This is a genomic window from Moraxella sp. DOX410 (genome assembly GCF_032248735.1).
GTDB classification, from domain to species: Bacteria; Pseudomonadota; Gammaproteobacteria; order Pseudomonadales; family Moraxellaceae; genus Faucicola; species Faucicola tetraodonis.
The window spans coordinates 2,075,858-2,092,856 of sequence record NZ_CP135138.1 but is presented as its reverse complement, the minus strand read 5'-3'; the positions used below and the strand labels follow the sequence as shown (position 1 = coordinate 2,092,856).

17 protein-coding genes are annotated in these 16,999 nt (G+C 44.3%); 14 read left to right on the top strand and 3 right to left on the bottom strand.

Annotated features, from left to right (window positions below; genetic code table 11):
- Positions 1-45: 45 nt before the first annotated feature.
- The 6 genes from RNZ41_RS09345 to RNZ41_RS09320 all read left to right on the top strand — a co-directional run bounded on the left by RNZ41_RS09345 (position 46) and on the right by RNZ41_RS09320 (position 6,235).
- A complete protein-coding gene (locus RNZ41_RS09345; RefSeq protein ID WP_156652285.1) occupies positions 46-219 on the top strand; it encodes a hypothetical protein in 174 nt (57 codons plus the stop codon).
- 68 nt (positions 220-287) lie between these two features.
- Positions 288-1,118: an RsiV family protein gene (locus RNZ41_RS09340; protein ID WP_314027157.1), complete on the top strand. Its 831-nt coding sequence runs from the start codon at positions 288-290 to the stop codon at positions 1,116-1,118.
- A gap of 1 nt (position 1,119) precedes the next feature.
- Positions 1,120-2,034 carry a TatD family hydrolase gene (locus RNZ41_RS09335; protein WP_159675834.1) on the top strand — a complete coding sequence of 305 codons (915 nt, stop codon included), beginning with the start codon at positions 1,120-1,122 and terminating at the stop codon, positions 2,032-2,034.
- An 8-nt stretch (positions 2,035-2,042) separates the two neighbouring features.
- The gene (locus RNZ41_RS09330; protein WP_286130697.1) at positions 2,043-2,843 is read left to right on the top strand and encodes a tRNA threonylcarbamoyladenosine dehydratase; all 801 of its coding nucleotides are present in this window, start codon (positions 2,043-2,045) and stop codon (positions 2,841-2,843) included.
- A gap of 45 nt (positions 2,844-2,888) precedes the next feature.
- Complete coding sequence (locus tag RNZ41_RS09325; protein WP_314027156.1) at positions 2,889-4,556, top strand: GAF domain-containing hybrid sensor histidine kinase/response regulator; 1,668 nt, start codon at positions 2,889-2,891, stop codon at positions 4,554-4,556.
- A 170-nt stretch (positions 4,557-4,726) separates the two neighbouring features.
- Entirely contained in the window at positions 4,727-6,235 is a 1,509-nt protein-coding gene (locus tag RNZ41_RS09320; RefSeq protein WP_099833439.1) for a cation:proton antiporter, read from the top strand.
- Between the two features lie 62 nt (positions 6,236-6,297).
- Here RNZ41_RS09320 and RNZ41_RS09315 read toward each other — a convergent pair whose 3' ends face one another.
- Positions 6,298-7,476 carry an iron-containing alcohol dehydrogenase gene (locus RNZ41_RS09315; RefSeq protein WP_314027155.1) on the bottom strand — a complete coding sequence of 393 codons (1,179 nt, stop codon included), beginning with the start codon at positions 7,474-7,476 and terminating at the stop codon, positions 6,298-6,300.
- A 407-nt stretch (positions 7,477-7,883) separates the two neighbouring features.
- Between RNZ41_RS09315 and nemA the strand changes: the two genes are divergently transcribed.
- A complete protein-coding gene (gene nemA, locus RNZ41_RS09310) occupies positions 7,884-9,008 on the top strand; it encodes an N-ethylmaleimide reductase (RefSeq protein ID WP_314027154.1) in 1,125 nt (374 codons plus the stop codon).
- 211 nt (positions 9,009-9,219) lie between these two features.
- Here nemA and RNZ41_RS09305 read toward each other — a convergent pair whose 3' ends face one another.
- Entirely contained in the window at positions 9,220-10,131 is a 912-nt protein-coding gene (locus tag RNZ41_RS09305; protein ID WP_050325433.1) for a LysO family transporter, read from the bottom strand.
- Positions 10,132-10,405: 274 nt separating this feature from the next.
- Between RNZ41_RS09305 and RNZ41_RS09300 the strand changes: the two genes are divergently transcribed.
- The 6 genes from RNZ41_RS09300 (at position 10,406) to RNZ41_RS09275 (ending at position 15,733) form a co-directional block, all read left to right on the top strand.
- On the top strand, positions 10,406-11,479 hold the full coding sequence (locus RNZ41_RS09300; RefSeq protein WP_314027153.1) for a DUF475 domain-containing protein: 1,074 nt from the start codon (positions 10,406-10,408) through the stop codon (positions 11,477-11,479).
- A 345-nt stretch (positions 11,480-11,824) separates the two neighbouring features.
- Positions 11,825-12,400 (top strand): TerD family protein, encoded by a 576-nt coding sequence (locus tag RNZ41_RS09295; protein ID WP_076775111.1) that lies wholly within the window; start codon positions 11,825-11,827, stop codon positions 12,398-12,400.
- A 192-nt stretch (positions 12,401-12,592) separates the two neighbouring features.
- Complete coding sequence (locus RNZ41_RS09290) at positions 12,593-13,345, top strand: TIGR00266 family protein (protein ID WP_100270627.1); 753 nt, start codon at positions 12,593-12,595, stop codon at positions 13,343-13,345.
- Between the two features lie 151 nt (positions 13,346-13,496).
- Entirely contained in the window at positions 13,497-14,030 is a 534-nt protein-coding gene (locus RNZ41_RS09285; protein WP_409950577.1) for a TerD family protein, read from the top strand.
- A gap of 339 nt (positions 14,031-14,369) precedes the next feature.
- Entirely contained in the window at positions 14,370-15,461 is a 1,092-nt protein-coding gene (locus RNZ41_RS09280) for a hypothetical protein (RefSeq protein ID WP_159675842.1), read from the top strand.
- On the top strand, positions 15,458-15,733 hold the full coding sequence (locus RNZ41_RS09275; RefSeq protein WP_007115779.1) for an RnfH family protein: 276 nt from the start codon (positions 15,458-15,460) through the stop codon (positions 15,731-15,733). The genes RNZ41_RS09280 and RNZ41_RS09275 overlap by 4 nt, the downstream gene beginning before the upstream one ends.
- A gap of 86 nt (positions 15,734-15,819) precedes the next feature.
- Here the strand turns inward: RNZ41_RS09275 and RNZ41_RS09270 are convergent, their stop codons facing one another.
- Positions 15,820-16,203 carry an outer membrane protein assembly factor BamE gene (locus tag RNZ41_RS09270; RefSeq protein ID WP_227522670.1) on the bottom strand — a complete coding sequence of 128 codons (384 nt, stop codon included), beginning with the start codon at positions 16,201-16,203 and terminating at the stop codon, positions 15,820-15,822.
- A 322-nt stretch (positions 16,204-16,525) separates the two neighbouring features.
- On the opposite strand from RNZ41_RS09270, the gene fur reads away from it, so the two are divergent.
- Positions 16,526-16,963 (top strand): ferric iron uptake transcriptional regulator, encoded by a 438-nt coding sequence (gene fur, locus RNZ41_RS09265; protein ID WP_099833444.1) that lies wholly within the window; start codon positions 16,526-16,528, stop codon positions 16,961-16,963.
- The last annotated feature ends 36 nt before the right edge of the window (positions 16,964-16,999 follow it).

Below are 16,999 nucleotides of genomic sequence, written 5' to 3'. Positions count from 1 at the left end.
TGTTAAAAACTAAGGTTTAAAAACCAAGGTTAGGCGAGGCAAGATATGAGCATATCGAGGGTGATTAAACTAGCGGTTGCTGCGACAGCTTTATTGTTGCTACCTAGACGCAGTGGTCCACGGGCCGATAAAGTTACCAAGTCGCCTAAAAGTCTATCCGCTAAAAATACAGTTGAGCAGCCTATCAATAAAAATGCTGAGCAGGATAACCATAACTAAAGCAATGGCTAAAATTTTTATGTAAACCTATGTGCAGATAACAAATAAAGGATAAATAGATGACGTTCATGAAACATAAAAGCCTCAGTGGCATTTGCCTGACAGCCCTGATGACGCTCATGGCAGCACAAGCTCATGCTCAAGATTTGTATATGGCAAAGCATTATCCTAAAGTCAATGAAAAACTCTTTGATAGCTGTGGACAAATTTGCCCAGAGATTGACTATTATTTTGTACAGACAGGACAGGCTTGGCTCGATGCCATTATCAATAAAGATGTCACCGCAGCCATCGCAATGGTTGATGATAACAAAGATAAAGCACAAGCGAAAAAATGGCAAGATTTTACCCGTAATGCGACGCCCAGTGATAGCCAATATACGCAGCTTCTTAATACGGGGATTAGCCGATTAATAGCAGAAAATAAAACCATGGTGGCAGCACGTGGTAAAGATTTTGATAATGGTATAGCGCCTGTGCAAATAATGGCAAAGCCGATTTATTTGGGTCATAAAAATGATTTAGAGTTATTTGCCACAGAATTTTATCAATTCACGGGCGGCGCCCATGGTATCAGTACGACCAACTATTATGTATTTGATATGCGCCAAAAAAAACAATTGTCGCTTGTCGATGTGCTGTTACCACAGCAAAAAACAAAACTTGAAGCCTTGGTCAAAGCCCAATTCATTCAATATCTCAAAACCCATGAGATTAATCCTAACGCGCATTTTAACACTTGGCCGTTTAGTTTGACCGACAATTATAGTTTTAATGGGCAGGGCATGACATTTTTATACCAACCGTATGAGATTGGTTTTTATGCGCTGGGTGCCCCGCAATTGACCGTGCCATACAGCCAGTTAAACGGCATTGTCAAACCACAGTATTTGAAATGATATGACTATATTAAATGATACGGCTTGCTCGTTTGATTTGCCATTAATTGATACGCATACCCATTTTGATGTGGATAGCTTCGATCATGACCGTGAAATCCAATCCCAATTGGCATGGGATAATGGCGTTCATCATCTGGTTTTGATAGGCTTTTTAGCAAAGTATTTTGCACAAATGGTGGCGTGCCAACAGCAAATGCAAGGTTATGGGCAGCAAGGCAAAGCCACACCTTTGGCGCATTTAGCTTTTGGGTTGCATCCTTTTTATATCACTGAGCATAAAGACAGCGATTTGCAGCGGCTAGAGCAGTTTATTCAGCAATATTCTCCCATTGCGATTGGGGAAATCGGGCTTGATACTTTTACTGCGCCGATGAAAACTGCGGAGAATTACGCTAGGCAGCAAGATTTTTTTGCTCAGCAACTTGAATTGGCAAAACACTACCAACTGCCAGCGCTGCTACATATTCGCCGCGCGCATGGCGATGTGATTAAGATGTTAAAAGCACAAAAATTCACCCAAGGCGGGATTGCCCATAGCTTTAGTGGTGGCATCCAAGAAGCCAAAGCGTTGGTTAATCTGGGCTTTAAAATCGGCATCACCGGGCAAGTGACCAATCCGAATGCCAAAAAACTGCGCCATACCCTTACAGAACTTGTCAAAATTGTCGGGCTTGATGCTATTGTGATTGAGACGGACTGCCCAGACTTTACGCCGCTACCCTGTCATGGGACGCACGGCAGGCGCAATGTACCTGCCAATCTGCCGTATGTATTGACAGCGTTATCAGATTTATTAAAAAAAGATCAATCCCGGCTCGCCGAACAGTTGTGGCAAAATAGCTGCGCTGCACTACAAGTCACCTGGGATTATCCTATCCCAAACAAATTGAATATAACCCTTGACCAAGATTAAGATAAACCATGACAATGACAGCCGAAATGACGCCTGATATGACATTAACTGATGCCCAATACGAACGCCGTTTTGCGGGCACCCAAAAACTGTATGGTGCCGCGCAATTTAGTAAGTTTGAGAATCTGCATGCGTATGTGGTGGGCGTGGGCGGGGTGGGCTCGTGGGCAGCTGAGGGACTGGCTCGTACAGGTGTGGGCGAGATGACATTAATTGACATGGATGTGCTAGTAGCCTCCAATGTCAATCGACAATTACCCGCTACCGATAGCAATTTTGGTAAAAGCAAAATTGAAGCCATGGCAGCACGTATCAAAGAAATCAATCCCCATATCAAATTACATTTGATTGACGATTTTTTGAGTAAAGATAACGTACAATTGTTAATACCTAATCGTGCTTTGCAATCACAGCTTAAACAGTCAGGTAAACAGCTTGTGGTATTAGATTGTGTCGATGATATGAATGCCAAGCTTGCGCTTGCGCTTCATTGCCGATTTAATAAATTAAAGTTAATTATGGCGGGCGGGGCAGGTGGCAAGACGGACCCGACCCAAATTCAGGTGGCAGATCTTAAGGATACTTACCAAGATCCGCTACTGGCTAAAGTCAGACAGCGACTTCGTCAAGATTATGGCATCAATCGTGCGATGAAAGAAAAATTCGGCATTCGTTGTGTTTTTTCGTCACAGCCGCCGATTGTTGATAAGTCTTGTCAAACAGGTGGTTTGCATTGTGGCGGCTATGGATCGGCCGTTGCAGTAACCTCAGTTGTGGGGATGATGTTGGTTGCTGAAGCGTTAAAATAACCTCAGCGTTTAATTTTTATCACGTAGTAGGACGGTGCTAATGAGATGATATCATATCCTATAGCAAACAATGAAAAACAGCGTCTAGCGGTATTGGATGAGTACCATATCATCAAGACGAACAAAGAAGCCGAATTTGAGCGTATTAGTGCTTTGGCTAAGGCATTTTTTGGGACTAAGATTGTCGCTATTACTTTTTTGGATGCTGATATCCAGTTTTTTAAGTCAAGAATTGGTCTAAAAGAACCTTCAACCAGCCGTGATGTTGCTTTTTGCAATTACACCATTACACAAAATGACACCTTTGTCACGCTTGATACTCACCAAGATACCCGATTTAAAAACAATCCTTTGGTTACCGGTTACCCTTATATTCGGTTTTATGCTGGCGCACCCATCGTAGTTCACGACAGTCAAGGTAGGGAATTTGCTTTGGGTGCCCTGTGTGTGATTGACGACCAGCCGCATCAAGATTTTGATGCCAATCAACAACGCGTGCTAGCAGATTTGGCAGCGATGGTGAGTGATACCTTAAAATTACGTCAGCAGCGTTACCAAGCTGAGCGCGCTGATGAGGTAAAGACCGCATTTTTGGCCAATATGAGCCATGAAATTCGCACGCCGATGAATGGTATCATGGGCATACTTGAATTACTTGAGCAGACGCCGCTCGATACGCAGCAGCAACACTATATCAAATCGATTAAAACATCCAATGAGCATCTGCTTACCATCGTCAACGATATTTTGGATTTATCCAAAGTAGAATCAGGTAAAATACGTTTTGAGAGTATCCCCGTTGATTTAGCACAGCTATGCCAAGACGTGTATCAATGCTTTTTAGCCACTGCAAAAGACAACAGCGTGGAGCTAGCATTCGATTACCCTGACAACTTGCCCAAATATGTCAACACCGATCCGGTTCGGGTGCGACAGATTTTAATGAATCTAGTCAATAACGCCATCAAATTTACCCCAAAACAAGGTAAAGTGACCATTCAAGCCATGAATGGTGGTGATAAGCACCAAATCAAATTCAATGTGATTGATACGGGCGTTGGCATCAAACCTGAGTCGTTGGCGGTGATTTTTGATGCGTATAATCAAGCTGATAAGTTTACCCATCGGTTATATGGGGGTACAGGGCTAGGGCTATCTGTGTGCAAAGCGTTAGCAGAAGGGATGGGCGGCACGATTAAGGTAACCAGTGAAAAAAACAAAGGCTCAACCTTTACCCTATCTCTACCAATGATAGCAACTGATGAAATCAGCTATCAGCAGTGGCACCAACGTCATGATGAAACTACAATACAACCGCTAGAACGTCTGCCTGCCCATGTTCTGCTAGCAGAAGACAATGAGCTAAATGCCATGGTCGCGGTCAAAAGCCTAAAAAAATATGGCTATGAAGTTACTCGAGCCAAAGATGGGCTCGAAGCCGTCAATTTTTATAAAGCTGACCCTAGCAAATATCATATCATTTTGATGGATCATCAAATGCCCATCATGGATGGGGTGGAAGCCACCAAGATACTCAAACAATCATTCAATCAGTTGCCGCCTATCATTGCAGTGACGGCACATGCCATGCATGGGGATAAAGAAGTATATCTTAACGCGGGTATGCAAGATTACTGTACCAAGCCCTATAAGCCTGAAGCGCTTGATGTGATGATTCAGCGCTGGCTGCATCATGTCGCCAACACGGTTTAAGAGATATTAATCAAAAAATTTGCTTGCATTTGCGCAAACAATTGCTTACGGTAAAACCCTACGACAAACTGTCGTAGGGTTTTATTTTTGTCGAAGTATTTTTGCTTTGTCACGGCTAAAAATGGCTTTGGTGACAGTGTTTTATAGAATGAAGAGCTAAAAAAACGCCTATGGGAAATTTTATTTTTTTACAAATCTTGGCAGCGGTTTGTGCCTTGTCCATCATTACCACGCTATTTAACAAGCGGATTTTGGACTTTCCACAAGCCATTGGGGTGCCCATTGTGTCGGCGGTACTGGTTTTTATTTTGCAGTGGAGTGCAAGCCTGCTCAATGGCAACGAGTTTATTACCATCAATATCACCAGTATCCAAAATGCGGTGCGTGACATCGATTTTTACGATTTTTTAATCAATGGGGTGATTTGTTTTATTTTGACGGCATCGGCGCTGACGTTTAAGGTGTCCGATCTCAAAAACTATTGGAAACCGATTGGGATTTTGGCAAGTATCGCATTGGCACTATGTGCGCTGTTTTTTGCAAGCCTTATGTTTGGCTTTCAGTGGCTTATAGGGGCAAGTATTCCGTTTGCGGTGTTGTTGTTACTGGGTGCAGCACTGGGCGCGACTGACCCAATTGGCATCAAAGGCGTGCTTAGCTCTATCAAAGCGCCGCGCCATTTGATGATTAAGCTAGAAGGCGAATCGCTGTTCAATGATGCGGTGTGTATTGCGCTGTTTATGACTATTTTGCATGGTCTGCAAGGCAATGGCTTTAGCATCGTGACCACAGTAGAAGTGTTGTTGTATGAAATCGTGGTCGCAGGGATTATTGGTTGGTTTTTTGGGCAGATGACGCTGCGTATTTTAAGCGGTAAACACGAGATGGAATCACTGATTTTGACCACAGCATTTTTGGCGTGTGGGTCGTATTTAGTAGCATTGTATGCGCATGCTTCCGCGCCCATTGCTTGTGTGGTCGGGGGCTTGATTGTTGGTAACCGTTGGCACCAGATTTTAGAAGAAAGGGAAATCACCTATGTGAATCACTTTTGGCACGCCATTGAGGGGATTATCAATTCATTCTTATTCACCCTTATCGGTCTGGAGCTATTTATTTTAGAGCTGAACACCTCGTTGATTTTGGGCGGTGTGGTGGCATTTATTTGTCTGCATTTATCCCGTTTTTTGGCAAATTTTGCGTCTTTTAGCCTTCTATCCGATGTCCGAAAAACCAGTTATAACGGCAGTTTGACGATTTTGTCATGGGGCGGGGTACGCGGGGCGATTTCTTTGGCGTTGATTTTATCGGTTTCTAACGTCCCTGAATTGCAGCCTTATAGCAGCTTTTTGGTAGGTTATACCTTTATCGTGGTATTGATGTCGGGCGTGGTATGTGGTCTTGGGCTACCTGCGGTGATGAATGCGTTTTATCATAACCCCAACGAGCCCACGACAGGTTTTGCAGGGTGGTATCAAAGGCTAGTTAAACGCTTTAATCGCAAAGGCTACCAATATGTGCTCAGCGAGGATGAGCAGGGCAATGAAGTCATTACCCGTTACCAGCCGCCGCCTGTGGTGATTCAAGAGACGCCTAGTAGTGTCGGTATGGCATTGCCACTGCCAAAAGTGATTGATAAAGATGGGCATGATGAATTAGCCCATCCCAATGGTTTTTAACTGTTGCTACCACAAAAAAAGACCTAGCCAATCGCTAGGTCTTTTTTTATACCATTAGATGATTAGATGGCTGCGCGCAAAATCCGCTCAGACACTGCCAAATCATTGCTACGATGTTCACCGAGTTTGACCATATTATGTTCTTCTAATTGGTTTAAAATTGGCGCGATTGCAGACGCATCAAGGTCGGCATCTGACAATCTCACCGGTAAGCCAAGCTCGCGGAAAAAGTTTTCGGTGTTGACAATCGCTTGCTCGATTTTATCTTCATCGCTACCTTCAGTGATATGCCAAACGTTTTTGGCGTACTGCAGCAGCTTGTCTTTTTTGCTATCTTTGAGCTCACGCATCACCCCAGGCAACACAATGGTCAAGGTGCGGGCGTGGTCAATGCCGTGTAGGGACGTGAGTTCATGTCCAATCATATGGGTGGTCCAGTCTTGTGGTACGCCAGTGCCAATGAGACCATTGAGTGCCATTGTCGCTGTCCACATGATGTTTTTCCGCGTTTCCATGTCATTAGGATTGGTTTTGACGGCACGGCCTTCTTCAATCAAGATTTTGAGCAGACTTTCAGAGAAACTATCTTGGACTTTGGCGTTGACTGGGTAAGTCAGATACTGTTCCATCACATGCACAAACGCATCGCCCACGCCATTCATCACTTGACGCTCAGGTAGCGTTAAGGTTTTGGCAGGGTCAAGAATCGAAAACTGTGGGAATACTAGCGGGTTACCAAAAGGCAATTTGGCATGACGCTCGCTATGATTGATAACGCCGCCTGAATTCATCTCTGAACCTGTTGCAGGAATGGTGAGTACAGTACCGAGCGGTAGCGCATTTTGAATATCACGGGTATATCCTTTTAACGCTTCCCACGCTTTTTCATGGTCTTTGTCGTCATCTAAGGTGGCAGTCAATGCAACAAATTTGGTGCCATCCAGTACTGAGCCACCACCGACAGCGAGCAAAAAGTCAATATTGTTGGCATGTACCATATCGACGGCTTTCATCAAGGTATTAAATTCTGGATTTGGCTCAATGCCGCCAAATTCAAAGATTTCACGCTGTTTACCTTGTAGCGCGGTTTTGACCTCATCGAGTGTGCCGGTTTTTTTGGCAGAGCTGCCGCCATAGGTGATAAGTACACGGGCATTATCAGGGACAAGATTGGCGAGTTCTTTGATTTGACCTTCGCCAAATACGATACGCACAGGGTTGTAATATTGGAAATTATTCATGCCGATCCTTAAGAAATTGTTATTGTTAAAACATTGCCACTTGTAAAAATGCACCATGGCACTTATTAAGTAAACGTTACGCTCAAACACAGCGCTATCATAGAATAAAATAGTGAAAGCAATTGCAATAATTTGTCTAAAACTCGCAAAAGCTTTTTAAAAACAAATGATTTGTAAAACAAATGCTTGCTAAAACGTAGTCTTTGCTCAAGCTTCTAACAGCAGATTAACCTGTGAAAATTATGCTGTGACGAAGTTTGATAGCAACGTATATAAGTCTAAAATCCTTATAAACAAGGATGCTGCAACAATTTTTTTATCAAGTTTGTTATGACTTTTTGTTATAACTTGAAGCTAGCAGCGTCCAATAACTCAACGAAAGATGAATCAACAATCACGAGGAATGTATGTCTTACTCCGCTCTTCTATCACCGATTAACGTGGGCGCGATGCGCTTGCCAAACCGCGTCTTTATGGCGCCATTGACCCGTCTGCGTAGTGCTGATTTGCCAAATGGAACAAAAAATATTGGTGGCTTGCCAACGCCACTCATGGCAACCTATTATACCCAGCGCGCTAGCAGTGGTTTGATTATCACAGAAGCCACTGATATCTCAGCCGATGCCAAAGGCTACGCAGGTGCGCCCGGTGTTTTTAGTGACGCACAAATTGCAGGCTGGAAAATGATTGCTGATAGCGTACACCAAGCAGGCGGTCATATCGCTATGCAGCTATGGCACACGGGGCTAGTATCGCATTATAGCTTACGCCCACAAGGTCAGCCGCCTGTATCAGCATCGACCGTGGATTTGGGTGATGCGGTACGCACCTCGTTAAAAGATGACGAAGGCAAAGTATACCGTGTGACTGCCACGCCAGCGCGTGAGATGACCACCGCAGAAATCAAACAAACCGTCGATGATTTTGCCAGCGCCGCGCGTAATGCGATTGAAGCGGGCATGGATGTTATTGAAATCCACGGCGCACACGGCTATTTGATTCATCAATTCTTGTATGAGAGCGTCAACCAACGCAGCGATGAATACGGTGGTAGCTTAGAGAACCGTATGCGCTTTTTGAAAGAAATTCTAACTGCAGTCACTCGCGCGATTGGCAGTGACAAAGTGGGTATCCGTATCTCGCCACTGGGCCAATTCAATGGTGTGGATGCCGGTAGCGAAGACGATGCGTTAGCAATCATCAAATTGATTGATAGCTTTAACCTAGCCTATTTACATATTTCTGAGCCAGACTGGGCAGGTGGAAAACCCTTTACCGCAGAATTCCGTCGCCAAATTCGTGATACTTATCACGGCGTACTTATCGGTGCTGGTGGCTATACCGCAGAAAAAGCAGACGCGCTAATTCGTGATGGCTTAATTGATGCCGCCGCATTTGGTCGCAGTTATATCGCAAATCCAGATTTGGTTGAGCGTTTTCAGCAAAATGCGCCGCTTAATAAAGCGAACTCAGCCACTTTTTATGGTGGTGATCAAGAAGGCTATACCGATTATCCTGCGTTAGCCCAATAATTGTACTAGCAAAAATAATCGTATTAGCGAATATGAAAACCCCGATTGTGTGACGACATGAGCGGGGTTTTTTATTGGGCTAATAACACAAACAAATGTTTTTTACTAAACTTATCTATCATGAAAGGTCTGCATTATGTGACCGTACGCAGCCCGTATGGCGACCAACAAGTTGAGTTTTGCGCATATTAATTTAATAAGGATTGTGCTATTAGCCAAAACTTGAAAATACCACCATTAACACCGGTGAGATGATATTGACCAAAAATCCAAAGCTCATGGCAAGCGGAACTACTTCATTCCCCCCTGAGCTTTGGATGACCGGCAAAGTAAAATCCATGGTGGTTACCCCGCCTAAACCCACCGCTGTGGTTGGGTATTTGCCAATCAGCATAGGGATAAACAGTAGCGCCGTGAACTCACGTAACAAATCATTGAGCAATGCCACACTTCCCCAAACTGCGCCATACGCATCAGTCATGATAATTCCCGACAACGAATACCAGCCATAGCCAGAGGATAGCGCTAAGCCTTGGGTGAAGGTCACATCAGGCATTATCAGTGCATACACTAAACCACCGACTGCCACACTGAGACAAAAAATCACACAGGCTTGTACGCCGCGTTTATTGACCAATACCTGCCGCAACGTCATCCCCGAATGCGACAACTGAAAACCCACCAACAAAATCAGCAAAATCAACAAGCCCTTGATGATGCCATCAATCGGCAAATCCGTTATTGGCAATAATTTGCCTAGTACAAAACCCAATACCACACAGCCCAACTGAACGAGACTTCCGGTGATGCTAAAACCTGCTTGGCTATGCTCATGGGGGAGGGCACGTTGCCAAGGATGCAGCCTGTCAAATATCAGCAAACTGATAAAACCTGCCCCTAGGGTACAAATCGCCAATATCGCCACATTGGTGCCAATAAACCCAATCTGCGCCCATAAGTCAGGAATCTGCGACAACGAAAGACCAATAAAGGTTAAAATCACAAACACCAAGTTGGTCAGTAGCTTGTCTACCAGCGGCATGAATCGTTGCGGTAATGGCAGCAAAAACCCGACCACCAATGGGGTAAGAATCAGAACAAGGGTGATAAAGTTTTCTAACATACCGCGACGCTTCCAAACAGGGTTTAAACACAGGCTAATCGCAATATTTTGCAGTCAGCGCTTGGTTTAAAAAATTAAAAGTCGCTATTGTACCCATAAATGCATCAAGTTGGCGAATATTTGCCATAATGCGTGGTTTAAGCGTGCAATCAATTGTTTGGTAACACATTTGTAGTATGATTGAACAAATAGTTGTGTAAGATAGGCACATCCAATCATCTTACGCGTTAGATGACTTTATTAGCCGTTAATTTTTTCAATTTGTAGGATTGTTATGAGACATTTTTATTTTGATATTGTCTTTACCACGATTGCGCTGGCAATTGCAGCGTGGTGGGGTTTTTCACATGGTGGTGTTGGCACTATGATGTCGGCGCTGTTTGTCACGCTGATTTTGGCAGTGATGGAGATTTCGCTGTCGTTTGATAATGCGGTGGTCAATGCCTCGGTACTCAAAACCTGGGATAAGTTTTGGAAAATGATTTTCTTAACTGTGGGTATACTCATCGCGGTATTTGGTATGCGTCTGGTATTCCCGATTGTCATCGTCGCAGTGACTGCCGATATGGGCATGATGGATGTCATCAATATGGCGCTCAACAACCCGAAAGAATACTCTGCCAAACTGATGGAGCATCATGCAGAGATTGCCGCATTTGGTGGGATGTTCTTGTTGCTCGTCTTTTTAAACTTCATCTTTGATGAAAAAGAAGTGATGTGGTTTGAATGGTTAGAGCGTAAATTGGCACGATTTGGCAAGGTCGATGCCATGAGCGTGTTTGTGGCATTGGTACTACTAATGACCGCTTTATACTGGGTGGAAGACGCCAAAAAATCGGTGGTGTTAACCGCAGGGGTATTTGGTATTTTGATTTATCTAGCCACCAATGTGTTATCAAGCCTGTTAGAAGGGGCGAGTGATGATGATGAATCAACCCCCGATGTGATTGAAGGCAAAGAAGTAGCGGGCGCGATTGCCAAAGGCGGTATCGCAGGCTTTTTATACCTTGAAGTACTTGATGCATCGTTTAGTTTTGATGGGGTGATTGGCGCGTTTGCCATTACCAATGACGTGATTATCATCATGCTTGGGCTTGCCATTGGTGCGATGTTTGTGCGCTCCATGACCATTTTCTTGGTAGAAAAAGGCACGCTCGATGAGTTTGTTTATCTAGAGCATGGTGCGCATTATGCGATTGGCGCGTTGGCGGTCATCATGCTATTGGCAACTGTGCATATCGAAGTGCCAGAAATCGTGACGGGTTTGATTGGGATTGCCTTTATCGTATGGGCAGTGATTAACTCTATCAGCTACCGTAAGCGCGAAGAAGCCTTGACGAAACACTAAAAGATGCTAAAAAGACTGGGGCTCATGCGTAACCGTAGCGGTATGTAGGATGCTGACTTGAGCTTAATATCCCTTAAGCTTTTGACACATAAATATAACAGCTTAATGTAGCCGAATGGTGGACAAATTCTATCACCAAAGGTATAGTTAAAACGTGGGTTTCGGCTCACGTTTTGTTTTTTTAGGCGATTTTTTATGGTGTTTGAGCCTTTTATTTTGGGCGATTTTAGTCTGGGCGCGCTTTTGTTCTAGGCACTTGTAGTCTGAGCGTGAAAGGCGCAGCGCATGACAACGGACATCGATTTTCTTATTTGATTTCAAAAATTTATTACAAAGGATAAAACAATGGCAATTAGCTTAACCAAAGGTGGTAATGTTAATTTATCAAAGGAAGCACCGAATTTAACCAACATGGCCGTTGGTCTTGGCTGGAACCCACGTGCCACTGACGGGCAAGCCTTTGACTTAGACGCGGTCGCGTTTTTGGTCAATGAGTCGGGTAAAGTACGGGCAGATGCAGATTTTATTTTCTTTAACAACCTAAAATCATCCGATGGCGCAGTAGAGCATACGGGTGATAACCGCACTGGTGAAGGCGATGGCGATGATGAAGTCATCAAAGTGGATTTAACTAAAGTCCCAGCCGATGTGAGCAAAGTAGTATTTTGTGCGGTGATTTATGATGGTCAAGCGCGTAACCAAAACTTTGGTCAAGTAGCAAACGCTTATATTCGCATCGTGAATACCCAAGGCGGCGCTGAAGTGGCTCGTTATGATTTGTCAGAAGACAGCAGCACCGAGACAGCAATGATTTTTGGTGAGCTTTATAAGAACAATGGCGAGTGGAAATTCCGCGCGGTTGGACAAGGTTTTGCTGGCGGTTTAGGGCCATTGGCTGCGTCATATGGCGTTGCTGTTTAGGTTTTTTGCTAAAATTTTTTAATATTTTTTTAACAATGGGGTGGCATCGGCTTGCCCCTTTTTTCAACATAACCATTTTTTTAGCCCGAGCACTTTTTAAGCTTCAGCACTTTTTTCAGCCTGAGCGCTTTTTTAAGTGCAGCTACTTTTATCATCATTTTTGTCATCTACTGTATAAGGATACCTTAACCTATGGCAGCGACGTTTAGTATGATTGGGACGATTGAGCCATTTTTGCATTGTAATCTCAAAAAAGGTGATTCGATTTATTGCGAATCCAATGCCATGGTCATGATGGAGTCAAATCTTGAGCTCAAAGGTCAAATGCGTGGCGGCATCATGCAAGCTTTGATGCGCCGATTTGCCAATGACGAGTCGATTTTTCAGCAGCAAATTGAAGCGGTCAATGGTGAGGGTGACTGCTTGCTCGCGCCCACACTTGATGGCGATATGCAAATTTTAGACGTCGGCGCCAATCAGTATACGCTCAGCGACGGTGCCTTTGTGGCAGCAACCAATGGCGTTGATTTACGTGCCAATATCCAGCGCAATTTAGGCGGCGCTGTATTTGGGGATACGGGTGGCTTTATGGTCATGCAAACGCAAGGTCAAGGTCAGCTCGTGGTATCGGGGTTTGGTTCTTTGTTTGAGATTGATATCACGCCTGATAAAGATGTGATTATTGATAATGGTCACGTGGTATGCTGGGATAGCCGACTGCAATATAGCCTGTCAATGGCAACGAGCCAGAAAAAAGGCTTTTTGGGCAATATCATCAATTCAGTCACCAGCGGCGAAGGCATGGTACTAAAATTCTCAGGTCAAGGCAAAGTAGTGATTTGCTCGCGCAACCGTGATACTTACCAAGGCTGGATTCAAAGTTTACTGGGGTCAAACTCAGGCGGACGCGGTGGCAATGAAGGTATTTTGGGCGGTTTGTTATAGTCAGTTTCTGCCAAGCCGTTATCGACCTTTTAAAACATAGATAGAATAGTAAAAAAATAAAATAAGGAAATCAACATGGCAGTGAATTTAATCAAAAGGTCAAAAAATCTCGTTAGAAAAAGAAACAGGTGGTGCACTTAGCCAAATCAAAATGGGTCTGGGTTGGGATGTCGGTGCTGCGCCGCAAAAATCAGGTGGGTTTTTGGGTGGCTTGTTCGGCGGTGGTGGTAGTGGCGGCGGTAGCATTGACTTGGATGCGTCGTGTATCATGCTTGATGCCAACAAACAAATGGTGGATGCGGTTTGGTTTGGACAATTGCAGTCAAAAGACAGTAGCGTACAACACACAGGCGACAACCGCGCCGGTGCTGGCGATGGTGATGACGAAGTGATTAATGTCAATTTATCTCGTATCCCTGACCATGTGCAAGCCTTGGTTTTTACTGTCAATAGCTTTACAGGTCAAACTTTTGCCACGGTCAATAATGCGTTTTGTCGTTTGGTGAATGCCAGCAATAATAGTGAAGTTGCCCGTTATGATTTGTCAGCCCAAGGCAGTCATACCGCGCTGATTTTGGCAAAAATTTATCGCCATAACGGTGAGTGGAAAATGCATGCTATTGGTGAAACTGCGTCAGGTCGTACCTTTCATGATTTGATGCCTGCGATTTTACCGCACGTGTAACCGCGCTTTTTAATGTGCAGCCATAAAAGAAGCCCTGTGACACGCAGGGTTTTTTATTTTGACGGCTATTTTTGATAAGTTTGTGTGGATTTTGCGTTGGTGGGTTTTGCATACGGTGTGGGTTTGCTAAAATAGCGGCGATTTAGTTTTTGCAGCGTTTAATTTTAAATCACTTTTTTTAACGTTACTTTTTTCAAAGTCGCTTTTTTTACAGTCATTTTTTTTCAAGTGACTTTTTTCAAGTCGCTTTTTTAAAAGTCACTTTTTTAAAATCACTTTAGCGACTCAAATCAAATAATTTCATGACAACCACCCACCGCTACAAAGGAATCCAACACCATGCCATTTAATCGTTTACAGCCGATGTTGATAGCAAGCTTGCTGCCGCTGCTGGTTTTTACTTGGTTTAGCCGTGACTACATTGGGCAGGTTGATTTTTGGTTGCTGTGGCTAGTGGCGATGACCTTGGTCGGGTTGCCATTGGTGTTTGCAGAGATTGGTTTAGCACATCGTAGTGGTACGTCACCGCTGGTCGGTCTGCCCATGTTGACCCGTGAAGCTGACGTGTCAACGGTTTGGCGCGGGTTTGGTTGGTTGACTATTGTGCTGTTGCTGGCGGTCGTGGGGCATTTACTGGCAAGTAGTGGCGAGATTATCCATCCGCTAGTAAGCAATATTGCTTTGCCTGCCTTGTTAGCCATCATGGTGCTGATAGTGATTGGTCTGAGTTTTATCAAGCATTTGGCAGGTTGGTTGGCGGTCGGCTTTGCCGTTGCCGCTTTGGTGGTCAATGTCATGCAGGGTGGGTTTGTGGCGTGGCAGATGACAGCGACGTCCTTGACGGAGTGGGCAGGGGCGGTAGTGTTGGCGCTGGTCTGTGTTGGCGCAGGTACGGGACTATACTGGCATGCGCGTACCCACCAAATGCTCACGATGAACACTACGGCGACAGATCAAGCACGCGAATCCGCGAGTCGCTATGTATTACCGGTGTGGAGTTTTCAGTTACTAGCGGGTGCGCTGATTGCCATGACTTTATCGCCAAACAGCGCGATGGCGGCAGTGCTGAATACATTGGCAATGCTGGCAGGGGCGGCGTATTTACTGCATATCTTGACCCATCAAGTGTCACTACGCTGGCAGCAACAGCAATTTAATTTTTTGGCATTGGTGGTATTGGCAGTGCTTAGTCTTGCGCTAGCCATGGTACCAACCGCTTGGCTCAATCAGCTAATTATTGTAATAAGTTTAGTCACGGCGGTATGGCTAGCCGTATTTGCAGGCTGGCAAATGAAAATCAGCCATCTGCGCAAATCATTGAATTTTAGCTCAGAAGGCTTATATAACCTTTGGCGCATTGCGGTGCGTATTATTGTGCCATTGGCGGTGATTTTGGCGATGGTGGGGTGGGTGCTAGGATTGGCAAAATGATTACTGTTGATATAGCCTTTGCGCCCGATAGCCAAACACAGTTGCGGTTAACCCTGCAACTCGCCGATAATAGCCGGGTGATTGATGCAGTCAATGCCACAGGCTGGCAACAGCAGTATCCGCAGATTTTTAGCTATAGTGTCGGTGTGTTTTCCCATAAACTAGACTGGCAAAGTGCTATCAACACAGGCGATAGAATCGAAATCTATCGCCCTTTGACCATCGACCCGCAAAACAAACGCAAATTACTGTCCAAAAAATCCAACCGATGAGGGTGTGAGCCGGTATTATTGTGTATCTCACAAAAAAAGCCAATCACAGCATCACGGCAATGATTGGCTTTTTTAGTCAAAAAAACTTACTGAGTCACCGCTGGGCGCTCGATACGGGTGACAATACCATTTTGGTCAAAATAAATTTTGGCGTATTGTTGGGCGTTATGAATCGCTGGCTTGTTGGCGCGTTTGGCGTTAGTACCTGGGGTAAAATCATACAGGTAATCCCAACGTACTGGATTTAGGGTGTCTCTAAAGGTTGGGCTACCTAGTATATACAGCACTTGATTGGCATTCATACCCACTTGCACTTGGCTTAATTTGTCTTCATGAATCGGCTTGCCTTGTGGGATATCGATTTTGTACACGCTAAACCATGAGCAACCTGGTAATACGCTGACGCTGCTAATTACGGCAACCAAAGGCAGGACTGCCAGTTTTTTTGATAGTGTTGTGATAGATGTCATTTGTCAAACCGCTTTGAGATGGTGAACGATAAAATTTACGACTTATCATACGTGATTTGGGTTTTTTTGCCTACCTATTGACCCCAAAATTTAAATTATTTTACATACAGTTAATGTTTGGGTGTAAAACGCCGCGGTGTTTTGGTATTTGGCGTTCTAGTGGTTGGCGTACTTTGTCTATAGTCTGCATTCGCCCGTTATCTTTCAACGGGCGCTTTTGCCAGTGATGTCACGTTTTTTTACTGTGGGATTTTATCGAATTTGTTATTATAGTTATAATTTTCAGTTTATAAGCGACACCTGATAGGGTGTAAGGATTTATATGTCGTCTTTTACCAACCAAGATTTGCGTCGTGCCGGTTTGAAAGTCACGTTACCGCGTTTGAAAATTTTAGAATTATTAGAAAAGTCCGAATCCCATCACATGAGCGCGGAAGATGTGTATAAAGCCTTGATGGAGCACGGTGAAGACGTGGGGCTTGCGACTGTTTACCGCGTGTTAACCCAGTTTGAACAAGCGGGGATTGTCGAGCGTCACAATTTTGAAAACAACTTGTCGGTATTTGAAATCGCCAAAGATGAGCACCATGACCACTTGGTATGTGACCAATGCGGCAAAATCATTGAATTTCACAATGAAGAAATCGAAGCGCTGCAAGAAAAAGTCGCCAAAGACTTTGGCTTTACCCTATCAGGGCATTCGCTGGTACTATATGGAATTTGTGATAATAAAGACTGCCAAAATTCAGTAAAACGCTAATGCCTTGGCGCCTTAATAGATGAATAGGTTAAAAAA

Excerpts from the sequence above, each read along its gene's own strand:
- RNZ41_RS09270 (WP_227522670.1), bottom strand. The coding sequence starts at position 16,203 with ATGACATCTATCACAACACTATCAAAAAAACTGGCAGTCCTGCCTTTG.
- RNZ41_RS09335 (WP_159675834.1), top strand. The coding sequence starts at position 1,120 with ATGACTATATTAAATGATACGGCTTGCTCGTTTGATTTGCCATTAATT.
- RNZ41_RS09305 (WP_050325433.1), bottom strand. The coding sequence starts at position 10,131 with ATGTTAGAAAACTTTATCACCCTTGTTCTGATTCTTACCCCATTGGTG.
- RNZ41_RS09330 (WP_286130697.1), top strand. The coding sequence starts at position 2,043 with ATGACAATGACAGCCGAAATGACGCCTGATATGACATTAACTGATGCC.
- RNZ41_RS09295 (WP_076775111.1), top strand. The coding sequence starts at position 11,825 with ATGGCAATTAGCTTAACCAAAGGTGGTAATGTTAATTTATCAAAGGAA.
- fur (WP_099833444.1), top strand. The coding sequence starts at position 16,526 with ATGTCGTCTTTTACCAACCAAGATTTGCGTCGTGCCGGTTTGAAAGTC.
- RNZ41_RS09340 (WP_314027157.1), top strand. The coding sequence starts at position 288 with ATGAAACATAAAAGCCTCAGTGGCATTTGCCTGACAGCCCTGATGACG.
- RNZ41_RS09290 (WP_100270627.1), top strand. The coding sequence starts at position 12,593 with ATGGCAGCGACGTTTAGTATGATTGGGACGATTGAGCCATTTTTGCAT.
- nemA (WP_314027154.1), top strand. The coding sequence starts at position 7,884 with ATGTCTTACTCCGCTCTTCTATCACCGATTAACGTGGGCGCGATGCGC.
- RNZ41_RS09315 (WP_314027155.1), bottom strand. The coding sequence starts at position 7,476 with ATGAATAATTTCCAATATTACAACCCTGTGCGTATCGTATTTGGCGAA.
- RNZ41_RS09285 (WP_409950577.1), top strand. The coding sequence starts at position 13,497 with ATGGGTCTGGGTTGGGATGTCGGTGCTGCGCCGCAAAAATCAGGTGGG.
- RNZ41_RS09320 (WP_099833439.1), top strand. The coding sequence starts at position 4,727 with ATGGGAAATTTTATTTTTTTACAAATCTTGGCAGCGGTTTGTGCCTTG.
- RNZ41_RS09275 (WP_007115779.1), top strand. The coding sequence starts at position 15,458 with ATGATTACTGTTGATATAGCCTTTGCGCCCGATAGCCAAACACAGTTG.
- RNZ41_RS09345 (WP_156652285.1), top strand. The coding sequence starts at position 46 with ATGAGCATATCGAGGGTGATTAAACTAGCGGTTGCTGCGACAGCTTTA.
- RNZ41_RS09300 (WP_314027153.1), top strand. The coding sequence starts at position 10,406 with ATGAGACATTTTTATTTTGATATTGTCTTTACCACGATTGCGCTGGCA.
- RNZ41_RS09325 (WP_314027156.1), top strand. The coding sequence starts at position 2,889 with ATGATATCATATCCTATAGCAAACAATGAAAAACAGCGTCTAGCGGTA.
- RNZ41_RS09280 (WP_159675842.1), top strand. The coding sequence starts at position 14,370 with ATGCCATTTAATCGTTTACAGCCGATGTTGATAGCAAGCTTGCTGCCG.